The sequence below is a fragment of the Citrobacter sp. RHBSTW-00570 genome (genome assembly GCF_013739755.1).
Classification (GTDB): Bacteria; Pseudomonadota; Gammaproteobacteria; order Enterobacterales; family Enterobacteriaceae; genus Citrobacter; species Citrobacter braakii.
The window spans coordinates 5,059,013-5,081,442 of record NZ_CP056399.1; the positions used below are offsets into that span (position 1 = coordinate 5,059,013).

At 51.7% G+C, this 22,430-nt stretch carries 21 protein-coding genes; 14 read left to right on the forward strand and 7 right to left on the reverse strand.

The window, feature by feature from the left end; all coding sequences use genetic code 11:
• The 6 genes from rbsK to kup all read right to left on the reverse strand — a co-directional run bounded on the left by rbsK (position 1) and on the right by kup (position 6,951).
• Positions 1 to 930, reverse strand: coding sequence for a ribokinase (gene rbsK / locus HV237_RS23990; RefSeq protein ID WP_016157826.1), 930 nt, complete (start codon positions 928 to 930; stop codon positions 1 to 3).
• A gap of 141 nt (positions 931 to 1,071) precedes the next feature.
• Positions 1,072 to 1,962 carry a ribose ABC transporter substrate-binding protein RbsB gene (gene rbsB / locus HV237_RS23995; RefSeq protein ID WP_003023760.1) on the reverse strand — a complete coding sequence of 297 codons (891 nt, stop codon included), beginning with the start codon at positions 1,960 to 1,962 and terminating at the stop codon, positions 1,072 to 1,074.
• Between the two features lie 24 nt (positions 1,963 to 1,986).
• Positions 1,987 to 2,952 carry a ribose ABC transporter permease gene (rbsC, locus tag HV237_RS24000; protein WP_003023762.1) on the reverse strand — a complete coding sequence of 322 codons (966 nt, stop codon included), beginning with the start codon at positions 2,950 to 2,952 and terminating at the stop codon, positions 1,987 to 1,989.
• 5 nt (positions 2,953 to 2,957) lie between these two features.
• Positions 2,958 to 4,463, reverse strand: a complete 1,506-nt coding sequence (rbsA, locus tag HV237_RS24005; protein ID WP_003023764.1) for a ribose ABC transporter ATP-binding protein RbsA — start codon at positions 4,461 to 4,463, stop codon at positions 2,958 to 2,960.
• A gap of 7 nt (positions 4,464 to 4,470) precedes the next feature.
• Complete coding sequence (rbsD, locus tag HV237_RS24010) at positions 4,471 to 4,890, reverse strand: D-ribose pyranase (protein ID WP_016155090.1); 420 nt, start codon at positions 4,888 to 4,890, stop codon at positions 4,471 to 4,473.
• A gap of 192 nt (positions 4,891 to 5,082) precedes the next feature.
• Positions 5,083 to 6,951: a low affinity potassium transporter Kup gene (gene kup / locus HV237_RS24015; protein WP_003023768.1), complete on the reverse strand. Its 1,869-nt coding sequence runs from the start codon at positions 6,949 to 6,951 to the stop codon at positions 5,083 to 5,085.
• A 330-nt stretch (positions 6,952 to 7,281) separates the two neighbouring features.
• On the opposite strand from kup, the gene ravA reads away from it, so the two are divergent.
• Together ravA and viaA are read left to right on the forward strand one after the other, a co-directional pair.
• Positions 7,282 to 8,778 carry an ATPase RavA gene (gene ravA / locus HV237_RS24020; RefSeq protein WP_047358450.1) on the forward strand — a complete coding sequence of 499 codons (1,497 nt, stop codon included), beginning with the start codon at positions 7,282 to 7,284 and terminating at the stop codon, positions 8,776 to 8,778.
• Positions 8,772 to 10,223: an ATPase RavA stimulator ViaA gene (gene viaA / locus HV237_RS24025; RefSeq protein WP_047358451.1), complete on the forward strand. Its 1,452-nt coding sequence runs from the start codon at positions 8,772 to 8,774 to the stop codon at positions 10,221 to 10,223. Before ravA ends, viaA begins: the two co-directional genes overlap by 7 nt.
• A gap of 3 nt (positions 10,224 to 10,226) precedes the next feature.
• Here viaA and asnA read toward each other — a convergent pair whose 3' ends face one another.
• Positions 10,227 to 11,219 (reverse strand): aspartate--ammonia ligase, encoded by a 993-nt coding sequence (gene asnA / locus HV237_RS24030; RefSeq protein WP_016155087.1) that lies wholly within the window; start codon positions 11,217 to 11,219, stop codon positions 10,227 to 10,229.
• Positions 11,220 to 11,370: 151 nt separating this feature from the next.
• Between asnA and asnC the strand changes: the two genes are divergently transcribed.
• From asnC to atpD, 12 genes are all read left to right on the forward strand, one after another.
• Positions 11,371 to 11,829: a transcriptional regulator AsnC gene (asnC, locus tag HV237_RS24035; protein ID WP_003023780.1), complete on the forward strand. Its 459-nt coding sequence runs from the start codon at positions 11,371 to 11,373 to the stop codon at positions 11,827 to 11,829.
• An 88-nt stretch (positions 11,830 to 11,917) separates the two neighbouring features.
• Entirely contained in the window at positions 11,918 to 12,367 is a 450-nt protein-coding gene (gene mioC, locus HV237_RS24040; protein ID WP_047358452.1) for an FMN-binding protein MioC, read from the forward strand.
• Between the two features lie 372 nt (positions 12,368 to 12,739).
• Complete coding sequence (gene mnmG / locus HV237_RS24045) at positions 12,740 to 14,629, forward strand: tRNA uridine-5-carboxymethylaminomethyl(34) synthesis enzyme MnmG (RefSeq protein ID WP_016155085.1); 1,890 nt, start codon at positions 12,740 to 12,742, stop codon at positions 14,627 to 14,629.
• Positions 14,630 to 14,732: 103 nt separating this feature from the next.
• On the forward strand, positions 14,733 to 15,356 hold the full coding sequence (gene rsmG / locus HV237_RS24050) for a 16S rRNA (guanine(527)-N(7))-methyltransferase RsmG (RefSeq protein ID WP_047358453.1): 624 nt from the start codon (positions 14,733 to 14,735) through the stop codon (positions 15,354 to 15,356).
• A 614-nt stretch (positions 15,357 to 15,970) separates the two neighbouring features.
• Positions 15,971 to 16,351 carry a F0F1 ATP synthase subunit I gene (gene atpI / locus HV237_RS24055; protein ID WP_003023790.1) on the forward strand — a complete coding sequence of 127 codons (381 nt, stop codon included), beginning with the start codon at positions 15,971 to 15,973 and terminating at the stop codon, positions 16,349 to 16,351.
• Between the two features lie 7 nt (positions 16,352 to 16,358).
• A complete protein-coding gene (gene atpB / locus HV237_RS24060) occupies positions 16,359 to 17,174 on the forward strand; it encodes a F0F1 ATP synthase subunit A (RefSeq protein ID WP_003023792.1) in 816 nt (271 codons plus the stop codon).
• Positions 17,175 to 17,220: 46 nt separating this feature from the next.
• Positions 17,221 to 17,460: a F0F1 ATP synthase subunit C gene (atpE, locus tag HV237_RS24065; protein WP_003023794.1), complete on the forward strand. Its 240-nt coding sequence runs from the start codon at positions 17,221 to 17,223 to the stop codon at positions 17,458 to 17,460.
• 59 nt (positions 17,461 to 17,519) lie between these two features.
• Positions 17,520 to 17,990 carry a F0F1 ATP synthase subunit B gene (atpF, locus tag HV237_RS24070; RefSeq protein ID WP_003827022.1) on the forward strand — a complete coding sequence of 157 codons (471 nt, stop codon included), beginning with the start codon at positions 17,520 to 17,522 and terminating at the stop codon, positions 17,988 to 17,990.
• 14 nt (positions 17,991 to 18,004) lie between these two features.
• The gene (gene atpH, locus HV237_RS24075) at positions 18,005 to 18,538 is read left to right on the forward strand and encodes a F0F1 ATP synthase subunit delta (RefSeq protein ID WP_006687767.1); all 534 of its coding nucleotides are present in this window, start codon (positions 18,005 to 18,007) and stop codon (positions 18,536 to 18,538) included.
• A 12-nt stretch (positions 18,539 to 18,550) separates the two neighbouring features.
• On the forward strand, positions 18,551 to 20,092 hold the full coding sequence (gene atpA / locus HV237_RS24080; RefSeq protein ID WP_003023802.1) for a F0F1 ATP synthase subunit alpha: 1,542 nt from the start codon (positions 18,551 to 18,553) through the stop codon (positions 20,090 to 20,092).
• Between the two features lie 50 nt (positions 20,093 to 20,142).
• Positions 20,143 to 21,006 carry a F0F1 ATP synthase subunit gamma gene (gene atpG / locus HV237_RS24085; RefSeq protein WP_016155083.1) on the forward strand — a complete coding sequence of 288 codons (864 nt, stop codon included), beginning with the start codon at positions 20,143 to 20,145 and terminating at the stop codon, positions 21,004 to 21,006.
• A gap of 26 nt (positions 21,007 to 21,032) precedes the next feature.
• Entirely contained in the window at positions 21,033 to 22,415 is a 1,383-nt protein-coding gene (gene atpD, locus HV237_RS24090) for a F0F1 ATP synthase subunit beta (RefSeq protein ID WP_003023806.1), read from the forward strand.
• The last annotated feature ends 15 nt before the right edge of the window (positions 22,416 to 22,430 follow it).

Consider the following 22,430-nt stretch of genomic DNA (forward strand, 5'->3'; position numbering starts at 1 on the left):
TTACCTCTGTTGACTTAAAAACGCTTCTATTTCTTCGCGCCATGGAACGGAAGGCTGTGCGCCCTTACGGGTGACCGCAATCGCCGCAGCGGCATGTGCAAATCGGATCGCTTCAGGCAGCGGAGTCTCTTCCAGTAACGCTGTAATTAACGCGCCGTTAAAGGTATCCCCAGCGGCGATGGTATCAACGGCGTCCACTTTAAACCCTGGCACACGCTGACCTTCACCATTTACGCTGGCCCACACCCCGCGACTGCCTAAGGTAATCAGTACAGTATGGATCCCCTTCGCGTGCAATGCCTGCGCAGCTTTGGCCGCGTCTTCATCGTTTTCAACCCGGATCCCCGTGAGCTTTTCAGCCTCGGTTTCATTCGGGGTAATAATATCCACCAGCGCCAGCAGTTCGTCAGAAAGTTCACGTGCCGGGGCCGGGTTAAGGGCTACCGTGGTCTTATTTTGATGTGCAATCTTTGCCGCAGCCAGTACGCTTTCGATCGGCGACTCTAACTGCATCAGTAAGGCAGACGCCTGGGCAATACGCTCATGCTGAGCTTCCACCAGCGCAGGCGAAAGTGCCGCGTTCGCACCAGCATGAATGCCGATGACGTTCTCACCTTCACCATTCACAAAAATCAACGCCACACCGGTCGATTCCCCCGAAATTACGCTAATCGGCGCAATATCGATATTATCTTTAGCTAACTGTTTACGAACACTTTCGCCAATATCATCATCACCCGTACAGGCAATAAATGCGATATTCGCGCCACTACGCCCCGCAGCAACAGCCTGATTCGCGCCTTTACCACCAAATGCAACCTGATAATGGTTACCGGTTACGGTTTCACCAGGTGTCGGGAAAGAGTTAAGGTTGAGGATGTGATCGGCATTGATACTGCCAAGAACAACGAGGTTGCCTGCGGTTTTCATATTTGGTGTTCCAAGTCAAAGTGCGCCACCGGATTAGGGTGGCGCGTGCCCTGCTTTTCTTTTTACGCTTTCATCCCCAAAACCCGATACGGGGATGGCGTCTTTATGTCTCCATCAGGCCGCGAGCGACCTGAATCGGTATTACTGCTTGATGACCAGCTTCAGGTCAACCGGATATTTAGCCTGAACCTTCTCGCCTTTCAGGACTTTATCCGCAGTCTCAACGCCTTTCGCGCCGATCTGATCCGGCAACTGAGCAATGGTCGCAGCCAGTTTGCCATCATTTACTGCTTTTTCGCCATCTGGAGTACCGTCAAATCCAACCACCATCACATCAGATTTACCCGCAGTTTGCAGTGCGCGCAGCGCACCCAACGCCATTTCATCGTTCTGGGCAAATACGGCCTGCACGTCAGGATGCGCGGTAAGCAGGTTCTGCATGACGTTCAGACCTTTGGTGCGGTCGAAGTCGGCCGGCTGGCTGGCCAGTACGTTAAATTTGTGTGCCGCAACAGCCTGCTGGAAACCTTCACCACGCTCACGCGCCGCTGAAGTACCGGCAATACCCTGCAGTTCGATAACTTTCGCGCCTTCACCCGCTTTCTTCGCGATGTAATCGCCCGCAATCTTACCGCCCAGCACGTTATCAGATGCAATATGGCTTACCACTTCGCCTTTGGACGCAACGCGGTCCAGGGTGATAACCGGAATTTTCGCCTGGTTAGCCATCTTCACAGCGTTACCAACAGCATCGGAGTCCGTCGGGTTAATCAGCAGAATTTTAGTTCCACGAACCGTTAAATCCTGAACGTTAGCCAGCTCTTTCGCCGGGTTGTTCTGTGAGTCCAGAATCACCAGGTTGTAGCCCAGCTTATCGGCCTCTTTTTGCGCCCCGTCCTTCAAAGAAACAAAGAACGGATTGTTAAGGGTGGAGACCACCAGCGCAATGGTATCTTTCGCCATCGCATTCGCGCTCACGGTGGCGCTCAGAGCAACAGCAGAAACCAGGGTAGCCAGTTTTTTCATGTTCATATTTAAGATGTCCTGTAATCGTTGTTACTGCTTTTTGTTGTCTACCAGTACCGCCAGCAAAATCACCACCGCTTTGACGATCATCTGGTAATAAGAGGATACACCTAACAAATTCAAACCATTATTGAGGAAACCAAGAATCAATGCGCCGATCAGCGTCCCAACAATACGTCCTTTACCACCCGCCAGGCTGGTACCACCTAACACCACCGCGGCGATAGCATCCAGCTCATAGCCAGTACCTGCCGTCGGTTGCGCAGAGGAGAGGCGCGCTACTTCAATGATGCCCGCCAGCGATGCCAGCAGACCACACAAGGAGTAAACGATAATTTTGATTTTACTTACGCTGATACCGGACAGGCGCGTTGCCGCTTCGTTACCGCCCAGCGCATAGATATAACGACCCAGACGAGTGTGGTGCAGCATGTACCACGCCGCGAGGAAGACAATCCCCATAATCCACACAGGCGTAGGGACGCCTAACGGACGACCAATACCAAACCAGCCAAACAGATCGGCATTGTCAGTAAACCCGGTATTAACCGGACTGCCGTTGGTGTATACCATGGTCACACCACGCAGCAGCAGCATCATCACCAGGGTCGCGATAAACGCCTGTACCCGGCCTTTCGCGACAATCACCCCGGTTACCGCGCCAATAGCAGCACCGAGCGCCAGGGCCGCAGCGACAGCCACCAGCGCATTGACTTCAATCCCTACAATGGAAGCCGCAACCGCACCGGTAAGCGCCAGCAAAGAACCGACAGACAGATCGATCCCCGACGTCAGGATAACCAGCGTCATGCCAACGGCCATGATGGCGTTGACCGACGTTTGCTGGAGAATGTTGAACAGGTTATTAACGGTAAAAAAGTTAGGGCTCATGGTGGAAACAATCGCGATCAGCACTAACAGAGCGATGAGCGACTTTTGCTCCAGAAGCCATGCTTTAGTGAAATAACGGCGACCAGAAACAGCCTGGGTAGTCATCTTTTTTACTCCTGATTCACGCGATTAAGCTTGCCCACAGCGGCAGCCATTAATACTTCCTGAGTGGCCTGCTCGCGAGTGAATTCACCGCCGAGATGCCCTTCATGCATAACGATAATTCGATCGCTCATGCCCAATACTTCTGGCATCTCAGAGGAGACCAGAATGATGCTCAGCCCATCGGCCTTAAACTGGTTGATAAGCTGATAGATTTCTTTCTTAGCCCCAACGTCAACGCCGCGCGTTGGTTCATCGAGGATCAGGACTTTTGGTCGGGTCATCAGACCGCGCGCAATCGCCACTTTCTGCTGATTACCGCCAGAAAGCAGGCCGATAGCCTGTTCCATTGATGGCGTTTTAACATTGAACAGACGAATAAAATCACCTACCGCCTGCTGCTCGTCTTTATGTTTAAGGCTTCCACCAGCGCGACTGAAATAACGCAGCGCGGTTAGTGACATGTTCTCTTTCACCGACATGCCCAGCACTAAACCATCGCGTTTACGGTCTTCAGAAATATAGACGATGCCGTTAGCCAACCCATCCTGCGGCGAACGGGTGACCACTTCATGGCCATCAAGCGTGACGTAACCGCTGGTGCGCGGCAATGCGCCGTACAACACTTTCATCAGCTCGGTACGTCCGGCCCCCATCAGCCCCGATACGCCAAGGATCTCGCCTTTACGCAGCGTGAATGAAACATCGTTTACGCCAGGGCCGCACAGGTTATCGACCTTCAGGCGAATATCACCCGGCGCTTTTTCCAGGCGCGGGTATTGATCTTCCAGCTTACGTCCCACCATCATTTCAATCAGCGAGTCTTCGGTCAGCGAGGCGACTTCACGCTCGGCAATAAACTGCCCGTCGCGAAAAACGGTCACGTCGTCACAAATCTCGAAGATCTCTTTCATGCGGTGAGAAATATAGACAATGCCGCGTCCCTGGGATTTAAGTTCGCGAATGACGCGGAACAGGGATTCGGTTTCGGTATCGGTGAGCGCATCCGTCGGTTCATCCATAATGATGACCTTCGATTCAAAGCTCAGCACTTTGGCAATTTCAACCATCTGCTGATCGCCAATCGACAGTTCACCGACCAGTCTGTCGCTTTTAAAGCGCAGATTCAGTTTGGCAAGCAGCAGATCGGCTTCGGCGTACATCTTCTTCCAGTCAATTTTGCCAAAGCGATTAACGAACTCACGGCCAAGAAAAATGTTCTCGGCGATAGTGAGTTGCGGGATCAAATTCAGCTCCTGGTGGATGATACCGATTCCAGCTTCCTGGGAGGATTTAGGGCCGTTAAAGGTGGTCTCTTTTCCCAACCACAATAAAGAACCGGCATCACGGGTATAGATCCCGGTCAGCACTTTCATCATGGTGGATTTGCCCGCGCCGTTTTCGCCCACCAGCGCCATTACGCGGCCTGGGTAGACATTCAGCGCGGCGCCGGATAGCGCTTTTACGCCCGGGAACGCTTTATCGATCCCTTTGAGTTGCAGTAATGCGTTCATGATGGCCTCAGAACGTGACGCCAGCACAGAGAATGATATTCGCATACGGAGAACACTCTCCGCTGCGAATTACCGCCTGACTGTCTGCGGTTTGTTTTTTGAATTGTTCATGCGTGGTGTAACGAATTTCTATGGTGTTTCCCTGGTGTTGTTGCAGTTGCTCAATGTGGCTGAGCAACGTTTCGTGGAGTTGCGGATTATGTTGTTTAATTTCCGTCGCGAGAATGGCCGCCTCGACCTGCATTTCACGTGTCACCACATCCAGTACCTGCATAAAAGAAGGTACGCCCTGGGTTAATGCCATATCGATACGCGTTGTGCTATTCGGGATGGGTAAACCTGCATCACACACCACCAGCGTATCGGTATGCCCCAGACGGGAGATCACCGATGAAATTTCAGAGTTGAGTACCGTGCCTTTCTTCATTTTCTTTCCCCACTAGCGAAACGTTTCGCTGAAGATAAGTGTAGAGCGAAGAGTGGAGATAAAACCACCGCGAAGTTACGAAAATGTGATCGCCATCGAAACGTTTCGCAAGGATTATCATTCGATGAAATGAAAACTGGGAGGGACAAAACAAAACGCCCCCTTTCGCGATGAAAGAGGGCGTCGATGAGATTAAATCTCGACCTGAGTACCGAGTTCAATAACCCGGTTCGGTGGGATTTCAAACTGGTCCGGGGCGCGCAGCGCATTGCGTTGTAGTAGCAGATACAGTTTGCCGCGCAGACGCAGATACCATGGTCGTTTTCCAACAATCAACGACTCGTGCGACATGAAGAACGAGGTTTCCATCATCCGACAGCTTAAGCCTTCCAGACCGCAGCGATGGAACACTTCTTCAACGTTCGGCGTTTCGCGCCAACCGTAGCTGGCCACCACGCGCCAGAAGGTGGGCGATAACTGCTCAATCTGCACCCTACGCACATTGTGAACATATGGCGCATCTTCCGTGCGCAGCGTCAGCAGAATAACGCGTTCATGCAGAACCTTGTTATGTTTGAGGTTATGCAGTAGCGCAAACGGGATGACGTTCAATGCACGAGACATGTACACCGCCGTTCCCGGCACGCGTACCGGTGGTGATTTCTCCAGAGAGGCAATCATCGCCTCCAGAGAGTTGCCGTGCTCATGCATGCGACGCAGCAGACGGAAACGCTCGCTTTTCCAGGTGGTCATGATGGTGAACATAACCAGACCCAGCGTCAGAGGCAGCCAACCGCCGGAAATCAGTTTATCGAGGTTCGCGGAGAACAGCGGAACATCGACGCACAAGAACGCCACCAGGATCAGGAAGACGAAGTATTTATTCCAGTGCCAGTTTTTGCGCGCCACGGTGGTCGACAGAATTGAGGTCAGCACCATCGTCCCTGTCACCGCAATCCCGTACGCCGCAGCCAGATTACTGGAGTGTTCAAAGCTCACAATCACAATAACCACTGCAAAATAGAGCATCCAGTTAACGAAAGGAATGTAGATCTGGCCCGATTCCATTTCCGAGGTATGGATTATACGCATCGGCGATAAATACCCCAGACGCACGGCCTGACGCGTCAGTGAGAAGACGCCGGAGATAACCGCCTGTGAAGCGATAACCGTTGCCAGCGCGGCGAGGATCAGGAGCGGTATCAACGCCCAGTCCGGTGCCAGCAGGAAGAACGGGTTTTTAATCGCTTCAGGATGCTTTAACAGCAACGCCCCCTGACCAAAATAGTTCAGTACCAGCGAAGGCAATACCACGGAGAACCATGCCAGGCGAATCGGCAACTTACCAAAGTGGCCCATATCCGCATACAGCGCTTCAACACCGGTAATCGACAACACCACCGCACCCAGCGCAATAAAGGACAACGTTTTGAATTCGAGGAAGAAATGCACCGCCCAATATGGATTGAGCGCCTGCAGCACTTCCGGATTGCCAATAATACTGCGCACGCCTAACACCGCCAGCGTCAGGAACCACAACAGCATAATCGGCGCAAACAGCTTACCGACCATGCCGGTACCGTGTTTTTGAATCAAAAACAGCAGGGTCAGTACGATTATCGAGAGCGGAACAATCCAGGTATCCAGTTGCGGGGCAATGATCTCCAGACCTTCAATCGCCGACATCACCGAGATAGCAGGCGTTATCACCACTTCTCCATAGAAGAAGCTGCCGCCAATCAACCCCATAATCACCAGCATGGAGGTTGTTCGTGCTGAAGTATTACGCCCGGCCAATGACATCAGCGTCAGGATCCCGCCTTCTCCGGCGTTATCCGCGCGCATGACAAACGTCAGGTATTTAATGGAGACAACAAAGATCAGCAGCCAGAAAATCAGCGAGAGAAAGCCAAATACGGCGTCACGTTCAACGCCAAAACCAAACTGGCCGGACAAACATTCACGAAGCGTATAAAGTGGGCTGGTACCAATATCACCGTAGACAACCCCAATGGCCGCAAGGGTAATCGCAGACAATGATTGTTTATTATCAGTGCTCATAGACTCGTCTTTCGTTTATACACATCATCTTTCAAGCCACCTCCGCGTGGGCTGCATTCGTTATTCCCCCCATCCCAGAAGAAAACTCCATTGCCGCCTTGGTGCAGCTTGATTGATTTGGTGTATATATAAGAAATGTGTGCGTCGTCCCTTGGCCCACAAAAAGGCGCACAGTATGCACGATTAATCGCAAAATCGTACCCCTAAATGAGACCAGATTAATCTGGCTCAAAGAAAAATAAGCGCACCTTCAGTCTATTACTGCACTGGTGTGAAGCATCTATACTCGCTGTTTATGCAGTACATTTGGCGAAAGGACGCCACTTCATTATGGCTCACCCACATTTATTAGCGGAAAGAATTTCCCGTCTGAGCAATGCGCTGGAAAAGGGACTTTATGAACGTAGCCACGCCATTCGTCTGTGTCTGCTGGCTGCACTTAGCGGCGAGAGCGTTTTCTTATTAGGTCCTCCCGGGATCGCGAAAAGCTTAATTGCCCGCAGACTGAAATTTGCCTTTCAAAATGCTCGCGCCTTCGAATATCTGATGACGCGCTTCTCTACGCCGGAAGAGGTTTTCGGCCCGCTGTCCATTCAGGCGTTAAAAGACGAAGGTCGCTATGAACGCTTAACGGCAGGCTATCTCCCTGAAGCTGAAATCGTCTTTCTCGATGAAATCTGGAAGGCGGGACCGGCGATTCTTAACACCCTGCTGACCGCCATCAACGAACGCCACTTCCGCAACGGCGCGCATGAAGAGAAAATCCCGATGCGCCTGCTGGTGGCAGCCTCCAACGAACTGCCTGAAGCAGACAGCAGCCTGGAAGCGCTGTACGACCGTATGCTGATTCGTCTGTGGCTGGATAAAGTCCAGGACAAGGCCAACTTCCGCTCGATGCTGTTAAGTCAGCAGGATGAAAGCGACAATCCGGTCCCGGCATCGTTACAGGTAACGGATGAAGAGTATTACCAGTGGCAAAAGGACATTGGCGCCATCACGCTTCCCGATCGCGTGTTTGAGCTTATTTTCATGCTGCGCCAGCAGCTGGACACGCTACCGAATGCCCCCTACGTGTCCGATCGTCGCTGGAAAAAAGCCATTCGCTTGCTCCAGGCCAGCGCCTTCTTTAGCGGACGTGATGCGGTAGTTCCCATCGACCTGATCCTGCTGAAAGATTGCCTGTGGTACGACGCACAAAGCCTGAATCTAATGCAGCAGCAGCTGGAAATATTGATGACCGGACACGCATGGCAACAGCAAGCCATGCTGACCCGTCTGGGCAGTATTGTGCAGCGCCGCATTCAGCTCCAGCAGCAGCAAAGCGATAAAACAGCATTCACCGTGATCCGTCAGGGCGGCATGTTCAGCCGTCGTCCTCATTATGATTTACCGCCGGAGGCCACGTCTTCCGTCGTGACATTACTACTGCAAAAGCCCTTAAAGCTGCATGATATGGAAGTAATCCATATTGCTTTCGAACGTAGCGCGCTGGAACTGTGGTTAACCAAAGGTGGTGAGATCCGCGGAAAATTAAACGGCATCGGTTTTGCCCAGACGCTGAACATGGAAGTGGATAGCGCGCAGCACCTGGTTGTACGCGACGTCAGCTTACAAGGCTCTCGCCTGGCATTGCCCGGTACATCACAAGAGAGTATGCCCGCTGAAATAAAACAGGAGCTTGAAGCGCTCGATAACGAGTGGCATCAGCAGCACAGCGCATTTAGCGAGCAGCAAAAATGTCTGTTTATTCATAGCGACTGGTTAGGCCGCATTGAGGCCAGTCTGCAGGATGTCGGGGCACAAATCCGCCAGGCGCAACAATGCTGACCCTTGATACGCTCAACATCATGCTGGCAGTCAGTGAAGAAGCGATGATCGAAGAGATGATCGTCGCCCTGCTGGCTTCTCCGAAGATGGTGGTATTTTTTAACAAATTCCCTCGTCTTAAAAAAGCGATCACTGACGATATTCCCCGCTGGCGTGAATCTTTGCGTAGCCGCCTCAAAGATACCCATGTACCGCCGGAGTTAGCGGAAGAGGTTATATGCTATCAACAAAGCCAGCTCCTCTCTCATGCGCAGTTTATCGTTCAGCTACCGCAAATATTGTCGCTATTACACCACCTCCATTCGCCATGGGCCGGACAAGCGCAGCAACTGGTCAATGACAACAGCGCGTTTACGCCTGCCCTACATACGCTTTTTCTCCAGCGCTGGCGCCTGAGCCTGGTGGTGCAAACCACAACGCTGAATCAGCAACTGCTGGAAGAAGAGCGCGAGCATTTGCTCAGTGAAGTACAGGAACGGATGACCCTCAGCGGGCAACTGGAACCCGTACTGGCAGAAAATGACAACGCCGCAGGCCGGTTGTGGGATATGAGCGCAGGTCAAATCAAGCGCGGTGATTATCAGTTGATGGTGAAATATGGCGAATTCCTGACGCAACAACCTGAACTCCAGCGTCTGGCTGAGCAGTTAGGCCGTTCCAGAGAAGCGAAATCCATACCGCGTAAAGATGCGCCAATGGAAACCTTCCGCACCCTGGTGCGCGAACCGGCAACCGTCCCGGAGCAAGTAGATGGCATCCAGCAAAGCGACGATATCCTGCGCCTGCTGCCGCCGGAACTGGCCACGCTGGGCATTACCGAACTGGAATACGAGTTCTACCGACGACTGGTGGAAAAGCAGTTGTTGACCTATCGCCTGCACGGCGAAGCATGGCGTGAGAAAGTCACGGAACGCCCCGTGGTGCATCAGGATTTTGACGAGCAACCGCGCGGACCTTTTATCGTCTGCGTTGATACTTCGGGATCGATGGGCGGCTTTAATGAGCAGTGTGCGAAAGCCTTTTGCCTGGCGCTAATGCGCGTCGCCCTTGCCGATAACCGACGCTGTTTCATCATGCTGTTTTCAACAGAAGTAGTGCGCTATGAGCTATCCGGCCCGGAGGGCATCGAACAGGCGATCCGTTTTTTAAGTCAGCGCTTTCGCGGTGGTACCGATATTGCCAGCTGTTTTCGCGCCATTACTGAGCGCATGCAGGGTCGGGAATGGTTTGATGCTGATGCGGTGGTGATCTCAGATTTTATCGCTCAGCGATTGCCCGATGAGGTTGTCAGCAAAGTGGGGGAATTACAGCGGGTGCACCAGCACCGTTTTCACGCGGTGGCGATGTCAGCACATGGTAAACCCGGTATCATGCGCATTTTCGATCATATCTGGCGCTTTGATACCGGGATGCGAAGCCGCCTGCTCAGACGCTGGCGGCGTTAATTCTTACAACAGAGAGGCGACGCTTTCACGTACCTGTGCCGGCCATACGCCACACTGAACCTGACCAATGTGTGGTAATTGCAGCAACAGCATGGTCAGACGCGACTGCCCAATTCCTCCACCAATCGTCTGTGGCATTTCACCGCGCAGCAGCGCCTGGTGCCATTCCAGACTCAGACGATCTTCATCTCCGGTCAGAGACAGCTGATGTTTCAGAGCGTCAGCATCCACACGGATCCCCATAGAAGACAGCTCAAACGCATCTTCCAGTACCGGGTTCCAGACCAGAATATCACCGTTCAGACCGGCGTGACCCAGCTCGGACGCTGAACTCCAGTCATCATAATCCGGCGCACGTACATCATGGCGGTGACCGTCGCTGAGCTTGCCGCCGATCCCCACCAGGAATACCGCGCCCAGCTCCTTAGCGATCGCACGTTCACGACCTTTTGCGTCAAGACCAGGATAACGAGATAACAGTTCCTGGCTATGAACAAAGTGGATCTGCTCTGGCAGGAACGGTGCCAGACCAAACTCTTTGCTCACCGCAGCTTCGGTAGCCTTAATTCCCGCCCAGATAGCCTCTACCGTGCTTTTCAGAGTGGAGAATTGACGCTCGCCGTCGCCCATCACGCGCTCCCAGTCCCACTGGTCAACATACACTGAGTGCAGCGGGGAAAGGCGGTCTTCATCAGGACGCAGGGCCTTCATATGCGTGTACAGCCCTTCGCCTGCGCTAAAGTCGTGTTGTCCTAATGTTTGACGCTTCCACTTCGCCAGTGAATGAACCACTTCGAATTGAGCGTCTGGCAATGCTTTAACCTTCACCTGCACCGCTTTTTCACAGCCCGACAAGTTATCTTGCGTGCCATCTCCTACGCGGCTGAGGATCGGAGCCTGAACTTCGATCAGACCTAAACGCTCTTCCAGCTGACGAGAAAAATGAGATTTTACGAAGCTAATTTGACGTTGTTTGGCAATGTAAGCGGTTTTCATTATGTGTACTCCTGTGTCCTGTTGCCTATGATTAAGCAACAGAATGTAGGTAATATTCAATAATCAACAAACAAAAAGCCTTCTTCGATTTTGATTCGTTAAAATTAACGTCTAAAATAGAGGGAATCATTAATCTACATAAGAAAAACCTATGGAAAATTATCAGATCGACAATCTGGACCGCGGCATTCTTGACGCCCTGATGGAAAATGCCCGAACGGCCTATGCCGAATTGGCCAAACAGTTCGGCGTGAGCCCGGGGACAATTCACGTTCGCGTAGAGAAGATGAAGCAGGCCGGGATTATTACCGGCGCGCGGATTGATGTTAGTCCCAAACAGTTGGGCTATGACGTCGGTTGCTTTATCGGCATCATCCTGAAAAGTGCGAAAGACTATCCGTCAGCGTTGGCCAGACTGGAAAGCCTCGATGAGGTGACCGAAGCGTATTACACCACCGGGCACTACAGCATCTTTATAAAGGTGATGTGCAAGTCGATCGACGCGTTACAGCAGGTACTTATCAACAAGATCCAAACAATTGATGAAATTCAGTCCACGGAGACCCTGATCGTCCTGCAAAACCCGATCATGCGTACCATCAAGCCATGATCGCTTTTTTTAATCCCCTATTTTTCCACAGGTAGATCCCAGCTCGCTCACAGCGTACAATACGCCCTCTTTATAAAGGTGGGCGATCATGGCAGAAATCACTCTTATCAGCGGCAGCACGCTTGGCAGTGCGGAATATGTAGCAGAGCATCTGGCTGAAAAACTGGACGACGCGGGTTTTTCCAGCGAAATACTGCATGGGCCAATGTTTGAAGAGGTCCCGACTGATGGGATCTGGCTGATTATTAGCTCCACGCACGGTGCGGGAGACATTCCTGACAACCTGCAGCCTTTATATGATGCCTTATGCGAGCAAAAACCGGACCTTTCACAAGTGCACTTTGGTGCAATCGGGATCGGCAGTCGTGAATATGACACCTTTTGCGGCGCAATCGACAAGCTGGAAGCCGAACTGAAAGCCTGCGGAGCAAAACAGATCGGCGAAACGCTCAGGATCAACGTACTGGAACATGAAATTCCGGAAGATCCGGCTGAAATTTGGCTGGGATCCTGGCATCCATTGCTCAGAGATTTGTAAAGATCGTACTTTTTTATGTGGATAAGTCTGGTTAAAAGCTTGGATCAACCGGTAGTTATCCCAAGAACAACCGTTGTTCAGTTTTTGAGTTGTGTATAACCCTTCATTCTGCTCCCAGCTTATACGGGCCAGGATCACCGATCATTCACAGCTAATGATCCTCAACAACCTGTTGATCTTATTCAAAGGATCGCCCTTATCCACAGAAAGTTGCGATCCTAATAAGAGATCACAATAAAACAGATCTCTAAATAAAAAGATCTTCTTTTTAATACCCAGGATCCCAGGGCTTTCTCGATCGACTAAAGTTGAGTAGAATCCACGGCCCGGGCTTCAATCCACTTTCACACCGCGTTATGCGAGGCAATTACCATGTTTTATCAGGATCCTTTTGACGTCATCATCATTGGCGGGGGTCATGCAGGCACCGAGGCCGCAATGGCCGCGGCGCGAATGGGTCAACAGACTCTGCTTTTGACACACAATATCGACACACTGGGACAGATGAGCTGCAACCCGGCGATCGGCGGTATTGGGAAGGGACACCTGGTAAAAGAAGTGGATGCGCTTGGTGGGTTGATGGCAAAAGCGATCGACCATGCAGGTATTCAGTTTAGGATACTAAACGCCAGCAAAGGGCCAGCCGTTCGTGCTACCCGAGCTCAGGCCGACCGTGTACTCTATCGCCAGGCTGTACGCACCGCACTCGAGAATCAACCCAATCTGATGATCTTCCAACAGGCGGTTGAAGATCTGATTGTTGAAAATGATCGTGTTGTGGGTGCAGTGACCCAAATGGGACTAAAGTTCCGTGCCAAAGCGGTTGTGTTAACCGTAGGGACTTTTCTTGACGGCAAAATTCATATTGGTCTGGACAACTACAGCGGCGGCCGTGCTGGCGATCCGCCGTCTATCCCGCTGTCACGCCGTCTGCGTGAACTGCCGTTACGCGTCAGCCGCCTGAAAACCGGTACGCCGCCGCGTATCGATGCACGCACTATTGATTTCAGCGTGCTCGGCCAGCAAAACAGCGATAACCCGATGCCGGTCTTCTCATTCCTGGGCGATGCTTCTCAACATCCGCGTCAGATGCCGTGTTACATCACGCATACCAATGAGAGAACCCATGACGTGATCCGCAATAACCTCGATCGTAGCCCGATGTACGCAGGCGTGATCGAAGGTATCGGTCCGCGCTACTGCCCGTCGATCGAAGACAAAGTGATGCGCTTTGCCGATCGTAATCAGCATCAGATCTTCCTCGAACCGGAAGGACTGACGTCTAATGAAATTTATCCGAATGGTATCTCCACCAGCTTGCCGTTCGATGTGCAGATGCAAATTGTCCGCTCCATGCAGGGAATGGAAAATGCCAGAATCGTCCGTCCTGGCTACGCGATTGAGTATGATTTCTTCGATCCGCGCGACCTGAAACCCACTCTGGAAAGTAAATTCATCCAGGGTCTGTTCTTTGCGGGCCAGATTAACGGTACTACCGGTTACGAAGAAGCTGCCGCGCAAGGGATGTTGGCGGGTCTGAACGCCGCACGCTTGTCTGCTGAGAAAGACGGTTGGGCACCGCGTCGCGATCAGGCTTATCTTGGTGTACTGGTGGACGATCTGTGTACGCTTGGCACCAAAGAACCGTACCGTATGTTCACCTCACGCGCAGAATACCGTTTGATGCTGCGCGAAGATAACGCCGACCTGCGTCTGACCGAAATTGGTCGTGAACTGGGTCTGGTGGACGACGAGCGCTGGGCTCGTTTCAACGAGAAGCTGGAGCGTATCGAACAGGAACGTCAGCGTCTCAAATCAACCTGGGTAAATCCGTTAGCGGAATCTGCAGCAGAAGTGAATGCTCACCTGGCTACGCCTTTGTCACGTGAAGCCAGCGGTGAAGATCTCCTGCGCCGCCCGGATATGACCTATGCTCAGTTGACCTCTTTATCTGCGTTTGCACCAGCGCTTGATGATGCTCAGGCCGCGGAACAGGTTGAGATTCAGGTGAAATACGAAGGGTATATCGCCCGTCAGCAGGAAGAAATCGAAAGACAACAGCGTAATGAGAACACCCTGTTGCCTGCAACGCTGGATTATCGTCAGGTCTCAGGCTTGTCGAATGAAGTTATCGCCAAGCTGAACGATCACAAACCGGTATCGATCGGCCAGGCATCGCGTATTTCTGGCGTAACGCCTGCCGCCATTTCCATTCTGCTGGTATGGCTGAAGAAACAAGGTATGCTGCGCCGCAGCGCTTGATAACACTATTTTGGCGGCGGGCGCTTCGCCTGCCCGCCCTACAAATTTGTAGTCCCGATAAGCTATAGCGCATCGGGAAATTGATTATGAACAGGTAACGACCGTGCTCAACAAACTCTCTCGTCTGCTGGCTGATGCTGGTATTTCTCTTACCGATCACCAGAAAAATCAGCTGATTGCGTATGTCGATATGCTGCACAAATGGAACAAAGCGTACAACTTGACGTCGGTACGGGATCCCAACGAAATGCTGGTGCGCCATATTCTGGACAGTATTGTCGTCGCGCCGTATCTGAAGGGGGAGCGTTTTATTGACGTGGGTACGGGACCGGGCCTGCCGGGTATTCCTCTCTCTATCGTGCGCCCAGAAGCGCATTTCACACTGCTGGATAGTCTGGGAAAACGCGTCCGTTTCTTGCGTCAGGTGCAGCATGAGCTTGCGCTTACTAACATCACTCCTGTGCAAAGTCGCGTTGAAGAATTCCCTTCAGAGCCGCCGTTCGATGGGGTCATTAGCCGTGCGTTCGCGTCACTTACTGATATGGTGAGTTGGTGCCATCATTTGCCTGGCATGGATGGGCGTTTTTATGCGCTAAAAGGGCAGTTGCCTGAAGATGAAATTGCTTCGTTGCCTGCAGAATTCAGCGTCGAGTCGGTCGAAAAATTACGCGTTCCGCAACTGGATGGTGAACGTCATCTGGTGGTTATTAAGCCAAACAAAATTTAATTTTTATCAAAAAAAATAGAAAAAAAACGGCTATTCAGGTGTTAAAAGTCATAGGGAATAGTGTGGTTAAATGTCGTTACAATTCACTAGCGCCTTACGGTTTTGCATCATAACTATAACGTACCGTTTTTTGTTAAAAGCGAAACAAGTCAGCTGTGAAAATATCAGTCTGCTAAAAATAGAACGTAAGAACCACCCGTTGTGTTAATTTTTTATTATAAATGTCAATGTGTGGTTTTTTTGTTGTTAGCTGTTGTTTTTGAAATAGTGGCTATTTTTACGCTTAAATATCAAAAAGATGAAAAGGCATCATTTGCCACGTAAATAAATTATGCGAAGGTGAATATGTTCAATATGTGATCTGGTGCACGCTTTGCCGCCAGTATTTACGCGGCATTTGCAGTTTTGCATGATCGTTCACAGTTTGCTTAAAAGTGATAAATGTGGGGTAGCGAAAAATATTTAAACATTTATTCACTTTTTAGCTACTTATTGTTTGAAATCACGAAGGCGCACCGTATAATTTGACCGCTTTTTGATGCTTGACTCTAAGCCATAAAGAACGTTTTATACGACACGCGGCATACCTCGAAGGGAGCAGGAGTAAAAACGTGATGTCTATGTCGCTCTTGAGTCGAAACGTTGCTCGTAAGCTTTTGCTCACACAGTTTCTGGCGGTAATAGCAAGTGGATTGCTGTTTAGCCTCAAAGACCCTTTCTGGGGCATCTCCGCATTGTGCGGTGGATTGGCAGTGTTACTGCCTAATGTGTTGTTTATGATATTTGCCTGGCGTCACCAGGCGCATACACCAGCTAAAGGCCGAGTAGCCTGGACGTTCGCCTTCGGCGAAGCCTTCAAGGTGTTAGCTATGCTGGTTTTGCTGGTGGTGGCGTTGGCTGTTTTGAAAGCGGTATTCATGCCGCTGATCGTTACGTGGGTTTTGGTGCTGGTGGTTCAGATACTGGCGCCGGCTGTAATTAACAACAAAGGGTAAAGGCATCATGGCTTCAGAAAATATGACGCCGCAGGATTACATAGGACACCATCTGAATAACCTTCAGTTGGACCTACGTACATTCTCGCTGGTGGATCCGCACAACCCCCCAGCCACCTTCTGGACGCTCAATATTGACTCCATTTTCTTCTCGGTGGTTCTGGGTCTGTTGTTCCTGCTTATGTTCCGTAGCGTAGCTAAAAAGGCGACCAGCGGCGTACCAGGTAAATTTCAGACCGCGATTGAGCTGGTAATCGGCTTTGTGCATGGTAGCGTGAAAGACATGTACCATGGCAAAAGCAAGCTGATTGCTCCGCTGGCCCTGACGATTTTCGTCTGGGTATTCCTGATGAACTTGATGGATTTACTGCCTATCGACCTGCTGCCGTACATCGGTGAGCATATCTTTGGCCTGCCGGCTCTGCGTGTGGTTCCGTCTGCTGACGTGAACATCACCCTGTCGATGGCGCTGGGCGTATTTATCCTCATTCTGTTCTACAGCATCAAAATGAAAGGCATCGGCGGCTTCGCGAAAGAGTTGACGCTGCAGCCGTTCAATCACTGGGCGTTCATCCCTGTCAACTTAATCCTTGAAGGGGTAAGCCTGCTGTCCAAACCAATTTCTCTTGGTCTGCGACTGTTCGGCAACATGTATGCCGGTGAGCTGATTTTCATTCTGATTGCTGGTCTGTTGCCGTGGTGGTCACAGTGGATCCTGAATGTGCCATGGGCCATTTTCCACATACTGATTATCACGCTGCAAGCCTTCATATTTATGGTTCTGACGATTGTCTATCTGTCGATGGCATCTGAAGAGCATTAATTTACCAACACTACTACGTTTTAACTGAAACAAACTGGAGACTGTCATGGAAAACCTGAATATGGATCTGCTGTACATTGCTGCCGCTGTGATGATGGGTCTGGCGGCAATCGGTGCTGCGATCGGTATCGGCATCCTCGGGGGTAAATTCCTGGAAGGCGCAGCGCGTCAACCGGATCTGATTCCTCTGCTGCGTACTCAGTTCTTTATCGTTATGGGTCTGGTGGATGCAATCCCAATGATCGCTGTAGGTCTGGGTCTGTACGTGATGTTTGCTGTCGCGTAGTAAGCGTTGCTTGAATTAAGAGCAATATCAGAACGTTAACTAGATAGAGGCATTGTGCTGTGAATCTTAACGCAACAATCCTCGGCCAGGCCATCGCGTTTGTCCTGTTCGTTCTGTTCTGCATGAAGTACGTATGGCCGCCTTTAATGGCTGCCATCGAAAAACGTCAAAAAGAAATTGCTGACGGCCTTGCTTCTGCAGAACGAGCACATAAGGATCTTGACCTTGCAAAGGCCAGCGCGACCGACCAGCTGAAAAAAGCGAAGGCGGAAGCTCAGGTAATCATCGAGCAGGCGAACAAACGCCGTGCTCAGATCCTGGACGAAGCTAAAACTGAAGCAGAGCAGGAACGTACTAAAATCGTGGCACAGGCGCAGGCGGAAATTGACGCCGAGCGTAAACGTGCTCGCGAAGAGCTGCGTAAGCAAGTTGCTATCCTGGCTGTTGCTGGCGCCGAGAAGATCATCGAACGTTCCGTGGATGAAGCTGCTAATAGCGACATCGTGGACAAACTTGTCGCTGAACTGTAAGGAGGGAGGGGCTGATGTCTGAATTTATTACGGTAGCTCGCCCCTACGCCAAAGCAGCTTTTGACTTTGCCGTTGAGCACCAAAGCGTTGACCGTTGGCAGGATATGCTGACGTTTGCCGCTGAGGTGACGAAAAACGAACAAATGGCAGAGCTTCTCTCTGGCGCGCTGGCGCCGGAAACGCTCGCTGAGTCGTTTATCGCCGTGTGCGGTGAGCAGCTGGACGAAAGCGGCCAAAACCTGATTAGGGTAATGGCTGAAAATAACCGTCTGAATGCGCTCCCGGATGTTCTTGAGCAGTTTATTCATCTGCGTGCAGCCAGTGAGGCTATCTCTGAGGTAGAAGTCACTTCTGCCAATGCACTGAGTGATGAACAGCTTACGAAGATTAGTGCAGCGATGGAAAAACGTCTGTCACGCAAAGTTAAGCTGAATTGCAAAATCGATAAGTCTGTAATGGCTGGCGTAATCATCCGAGCGGGTGATATGGTCATTGATGGCAGCGTACGCGGCCGTCTTGAGCGCCTTGCAGACGTCTTGCAGTCTTAAGGGGACTGGAGCATGCAACTGAATTCCACCGAAATCAGCGAACTGATCAAGCAGCGCATTGCTCAGTTCAATGTTGTGAGCGAAGCTCACAACGAAGGTACTATTGTTTCTGTAAGTGACGGTGTTATCCGCATTCACGGCCTGGCCGATTGTATGCAGGGTGAGATGATTTCCCTGCCGGGTAACCGTTACGCTATCGCACTGAACCTGGAGCGCGACTCCGTAGGTGCCGTTGTGATGGGTCCATACGCTGACCTCGCCGAAGGCATGAAGGTTAAGTGTACGGGTCGTATTCTGGAAGTTCCGGTTGGCCGTGGCCTGCTGGGTCGTGTGGTGAACACTCTGGGTTCCCCAATTGACGGTAAAGGTCCGGTTGATAACGATGGCTTCTCGCCAATCGAAGTTATCGCACCAGGCGTAATCGAACGTCAGTCCGTCGACCAGCCAGTACAGACAGGTTATAAATCTGTTGATGCCATGATCCCAATCGGTCGTGGCCAGCGTGAGCTGATCATCGGTGACCGTCAGACAGGTAAAACTGCGATGGCAATCGATGCCATCATCAACCAGCGTGATTCCGGTATCAAATGTGTGTACGTGGCTATCGGCCAGAAAGCGTCCACCATTTCTAACGTGGTTCGTAAACTGGAAGAACACGGCGCACTGTCCAACACCATCGTTGTTGTGGCGACCGCGTCTGAATCTGCTGCTCTGCAATACCTGGCGCCATATGCCGGTTGCGCAATGGGCGAATACTTCCGTGACCGCGGTGAAGACGCGCTGATCGTTTACGATGACCTGTCTAAACAGGCTGTTGCTTACCGTCAGGTTTCCCTGCTGCTCCGTCGTCCACCAGGACGTGAAGCATTCCCGGGCGACGTATTTTACCTCCACTCCCGTCTGCTGGAGCGCGCATCCCGCGTAAACGCGGAATACGTTGAGAAGTTCACCAATGGTGAAGTTAAAGGTAAAACCGGCTCCCTGACCGCTCTGCCGATTATCGAAACCCAGGCGGGTGACGTTTCTGCGTTCGTTCCGACCAACGTAATTTCCATTACAGATGGTCAGATCTTCCTGGAAACCAACCTGTTCAACTCCGGTATTCGTCCGGCAGTTAACCCGGGTATCTCCGTATCTCGTGTAGGTGGCGCAGCGCAGACCAAGATCATCAAGAAACTGTCCGGTGGTATTCGTACCGCACTGGCGCAGTATCGTGAATTGGCAGCGTTTTCTCAGTTCGCTTCCGACCTGGATGAAGCTACTCGTAAGCAGCTGAGCCACGGTCAGAAAGTAACTGAACTGCTGAAGCAGAAACAGTATGCCCCAATGTCTGTAGCACAGCAGGGTGTGGTGCTGTTTGCGGCTGAACGCGGTTACCTCGAAGATGTGGAACTGGCGAAAATCGGTAGCTTTGAAGCCGCTCTGCTGGCTTACGTTGACCGTGACCACGCTCCGCTGATGCAAGAGATCAACCAGTCCGGTGGCTATAACGATGAAATCGAAGGTAAGCTGAAAGCTATCCTCGATTCCTTCAAGGCAACCCAGTCCTGGTAACGTCTGGCGGTCTGCTTTAGGGCGGACCGCAAGGCATTGAGGAGAAGCTCATGGCCGGCGCAAAAGAGATACGTAGTAAGATCGCAAGCGTCCAGAACACGCAGAAGATCACTAAAGCGATGGAGATGGTCGCCGCTTCCAAAATGCGTAAATCGCAGGATCGCATGGCGGCCAGCCGTCCTTATGCAGAGACCATGCGCAAAGTGATTGGTCACCTTGCGAATGGTAATCTGGAATATAAGCACCCTTACCTGGAAGAACGCGACGTTAAGCGCGTGGGCTACCTGGTGGTGTCGACCGACCGTGGTCTGTGCGGTGGCTTGAACATTAACCTGTTCAAAAAGCTGCTGGCGGATATGAAAGCATGGTCCGATAAAGGCGTTCAGTGCGATATCGCAATGATCGGCTCTAAGGGCGTGTCTTTCTTTAACTCCGTTGGCGGTAATGTGATTGCTCAGGTAACCGGTATGGGGGATAACCCTTCCCTGTCCGAACTGATCGGTCCGGTTAAAGTGATGCTGCAGGCCTACGATGAAGGTCGTCTGGACAGACTGTACGTTGTCAGCAACAAATTTATTAACACCATGTCTCAGACGCCAACCATCACCCAACTGCTGCCTCTGCCGGCATCAGATGATGATGAATTGAAGCGTAAATCCTGGGATTACCTGTATGAGCCAGACCCGAAAGCGCTGCTGGATACCCTGCTGCGTCGTTATGTCGAGTCTCAGGTTTATCAGGGCGTGGTAGAAAACCTGGCCAGCGAGCAGGCCGCACGTATGGTGGCGATGAAAGCCGCGACCGACAATGGCGGCAGCCTGATTAAAGAGCTGCAGTTGGTATACAACAAAGCTCGTCAGGCCAGCATTACTCAGGAACTCACCGAAATCGTCGGTGGTGCATCCGCGGTATAACCAGGTTAATTCGTAGAGGATTCAAGATGGCTACTGGAAAAATTGTCCAGGTAATCGGCGCCGTGGTTGACGTCGAATTCCCTCAGGATGCCGTACCGCGCGTGTACGATGCTCTTGAGGTTATGAATGGTAAAGAGAGCCTGGTGCTGGAAGTTCAGCAGCAGCTCGGCGGCGGTATCGTACGTACCATCGCCATGGGTTCTTCCGACGGTCTGCGTCGTGGTCTGGAAGTCAAAGATCTCGAGCACCCGATCGAAGTCCCGGTAGGTAAAGCAACTCTGGGTCGTATCATGAACGTCCTGGGTCACCCGATCGACATGAAAGGCGATATCGGTGAAGAAGAGCGTTGGGCTATCCACCGCGCGGCACCTTCCTATGAAGAGCTGTCCAGCTCTCAGGAACTGCTGGAAACCGGCATCAAAGTTATCGACCTGATGTGTCCGTTCGCTAAGGGCGGTAAAGTTGGTCTGTTCGGTGGTGCGGGTGTAGGTAAAACCGTAAACATGATGGAGCTGATCCGTAACATCGCGATCGAACACTCCGGTTACTCCGTGTTTGCGGGCGTGGGTGAACGTACTCGTGAGGGTAACGACTTCTACCACGAAATGACCGACTCCAACGTTCTGGACAAAGTATCCCTGGTATATGGCCAGATGAACGAGCCGCCGGGAAACCGTCTGCGCGTTGCTCTGACCGGTCTGACCATGGCAGAGAAGTTCCGTGACGAAGGTCGTGACGTTCTGCTGTTCGTTGATAACATCTATCGTTACACCCTGGCCGGTACAGAAGTATCCGCACTGCTGGGTCGTATGCCATCAGCGGTAGGCTACCAGCCGACCCTGGCGGAAGAGATGGGTGTTCTTCAGGAACGTATCACCTCTACCAAAACCGGTTCTATCACCTCCGTTCAGGCGGTATACGTACCTGCGGATGACTTGACTGACCCATCCCCAGCAACCACCTTTGCTCACTTAGATGCAACCGTGGTACTGAGCCGTCAGATCGCATCTCTGGGTATCTACCCGGCAGTTGACCCGTTGGACTCCACCAGCCGTCAGCTGGATCCGCTGGTTGTTGGTCAGGAACACTACGACACCGCGCGTGGCGTACAGTCTCTGCTGCAGCGTTATCAGGAACTGAAAGACATCATCGCCATCCTGGGTATGGATGAACTGTCTGAAGAAGACAAACTGGTGGTAGCACGCGCACGTAAAATTCAGCGCTTCCTGTCCCAGCCGTTCTTCGTTGCGGAAGTATTCACCGGTTCTCCGGGTAAATACGTATCCCTGAAAGACACCATCCGTGGCTTTAAAGGCATCATGGAAGGCGAATACGACCACCTGCCAGAGCAGGCGTTCTACATGGTTGGTTCTATCGACGAAGCCGTGGAAAAAGCCAAAAAACTTTAACGCCTTAATCGGAGG

Bases quoted from the DNA above. Each gene is read 5' to 3' on its own strand.
- rbsD (WP_016155090.1), bottom strand. From the start codon at position 4,890: ATGAAGAAAGGCACGGTACTCAACTCTGAAATTTCATCGGTGATCTCC.
- viaA (WP_047358451.1), top strand. From the start codon at position 8,772: ATGCTGACCCTTGATACGCTCAACATCATGCTGGCAGTCAGTGAAGAA.
- mioC (WP_047358452.1), top strand. From the start codon at position 11,918: ATGGCAGAAATCACTCTTATCAGCGGCAGCACGCTTGGCAGTGCGGAA.
- atpH (WP_006687767.1), top strand. From the start codon at position 18,005: ATGTCTGAATTTATTACGGTAGCTCGCCCCTACGCCAAAGCAGCTTTT.
- atpG (WP_016155083.1), top strand. From the start codon at position 20,143: ATGGCCGGCGCAAAAGAGATACGTAGTAAGATCGCAAGCGTCCAGAAC.
- atpE (WP_003023794.1), top strand. From the start codon at position 17,221: ATGGAAAACCTGAATATGGATCTGCTGTACATTGCTGCCGCTGTGATG.
- asnA (WP_016155087.1), bottom strand. From the start codon at position 11,219: ATGAAAACCGCTTACATTGCCAAACAACGTCAAATTAGCTTCGTAAAA.
- rbsB (WP_003023760.1), bottom strand. From the start codon at position 1,962: ATGAACATGAAAAAACTGGCTACCCTGGTTTCTGCTGTTGCTCTGAGC.
- ravA (WP_047358450.1), top strand. From the start codon at position 7,282: ATGGCTCACCCACATTTATTAGCGGAAAGAATTTCCCGTCTGAGCAAT.
- atpD (WP_003023806.1), top strand. From the start codon at position 21,033: ATGGCTACTGGAAAAATTGTCCAGGTAATCGGCGCCGTGGTTGACGTC.
- asnC (WP_003023780.1), top strand. From the start codon at position 11,371: ATGGAAAATTATCAGATCGACAATCTGGACCGCGGCATTCTTGACGCC.
- mnmG (WP_016155085.1), top strand. From the start codon at position 12,740: ATGTTTTATCAGGATCCTTTTGACGTCATCATCATTGGCGGGGGTCAT.
- rbsA (WP_003023764.1), bottom strand. From the start codon at position 4,463: ATGAACGCATTACTGCAACTCAAAGGGATCGATAAAGCGTTCCCGGGC.
- rbsK (WP_016157826.1), bottom strand. From the start codon at position 930: ATGAAAACCGCAGGCAACCTCGTTGTTCTTGGCAGTATCAATGCCGAT.
- rbsC (WP_003023762.1), bottom strand. From the start codon at position 2,952: ATGACTACCCAGGCTGTTTCTGGTCGCCGTTATTTCACTAAAGCATGG.
- atpA (WP_003023802.1), top strand. From the start codon at position 18,551: ATGCAACTGAATTCCACCGAAATCAGCGAACTGATCAAGCAGCGCATT.
- atpB (WP_003023792.1), top strand. From the start codon at position 16,359: ATGGCTTCAGAAAATATGACGCCGCAGGATTACATAGGACACCATCTG.
- kup (WP_003023768.1), bottom strand. From the start codon at position 6,951: ATGAGCACTGATAATAAACAATCATTGTCTGCGATTACCCTTGCGGCC.
- atpI (WP_003023790.1), top strand. From the start codon at position 15,971: ATGTCTATGTCGCTCTTGAGTCGAAACGTTGCTCGTAAGCTTTTGCTC.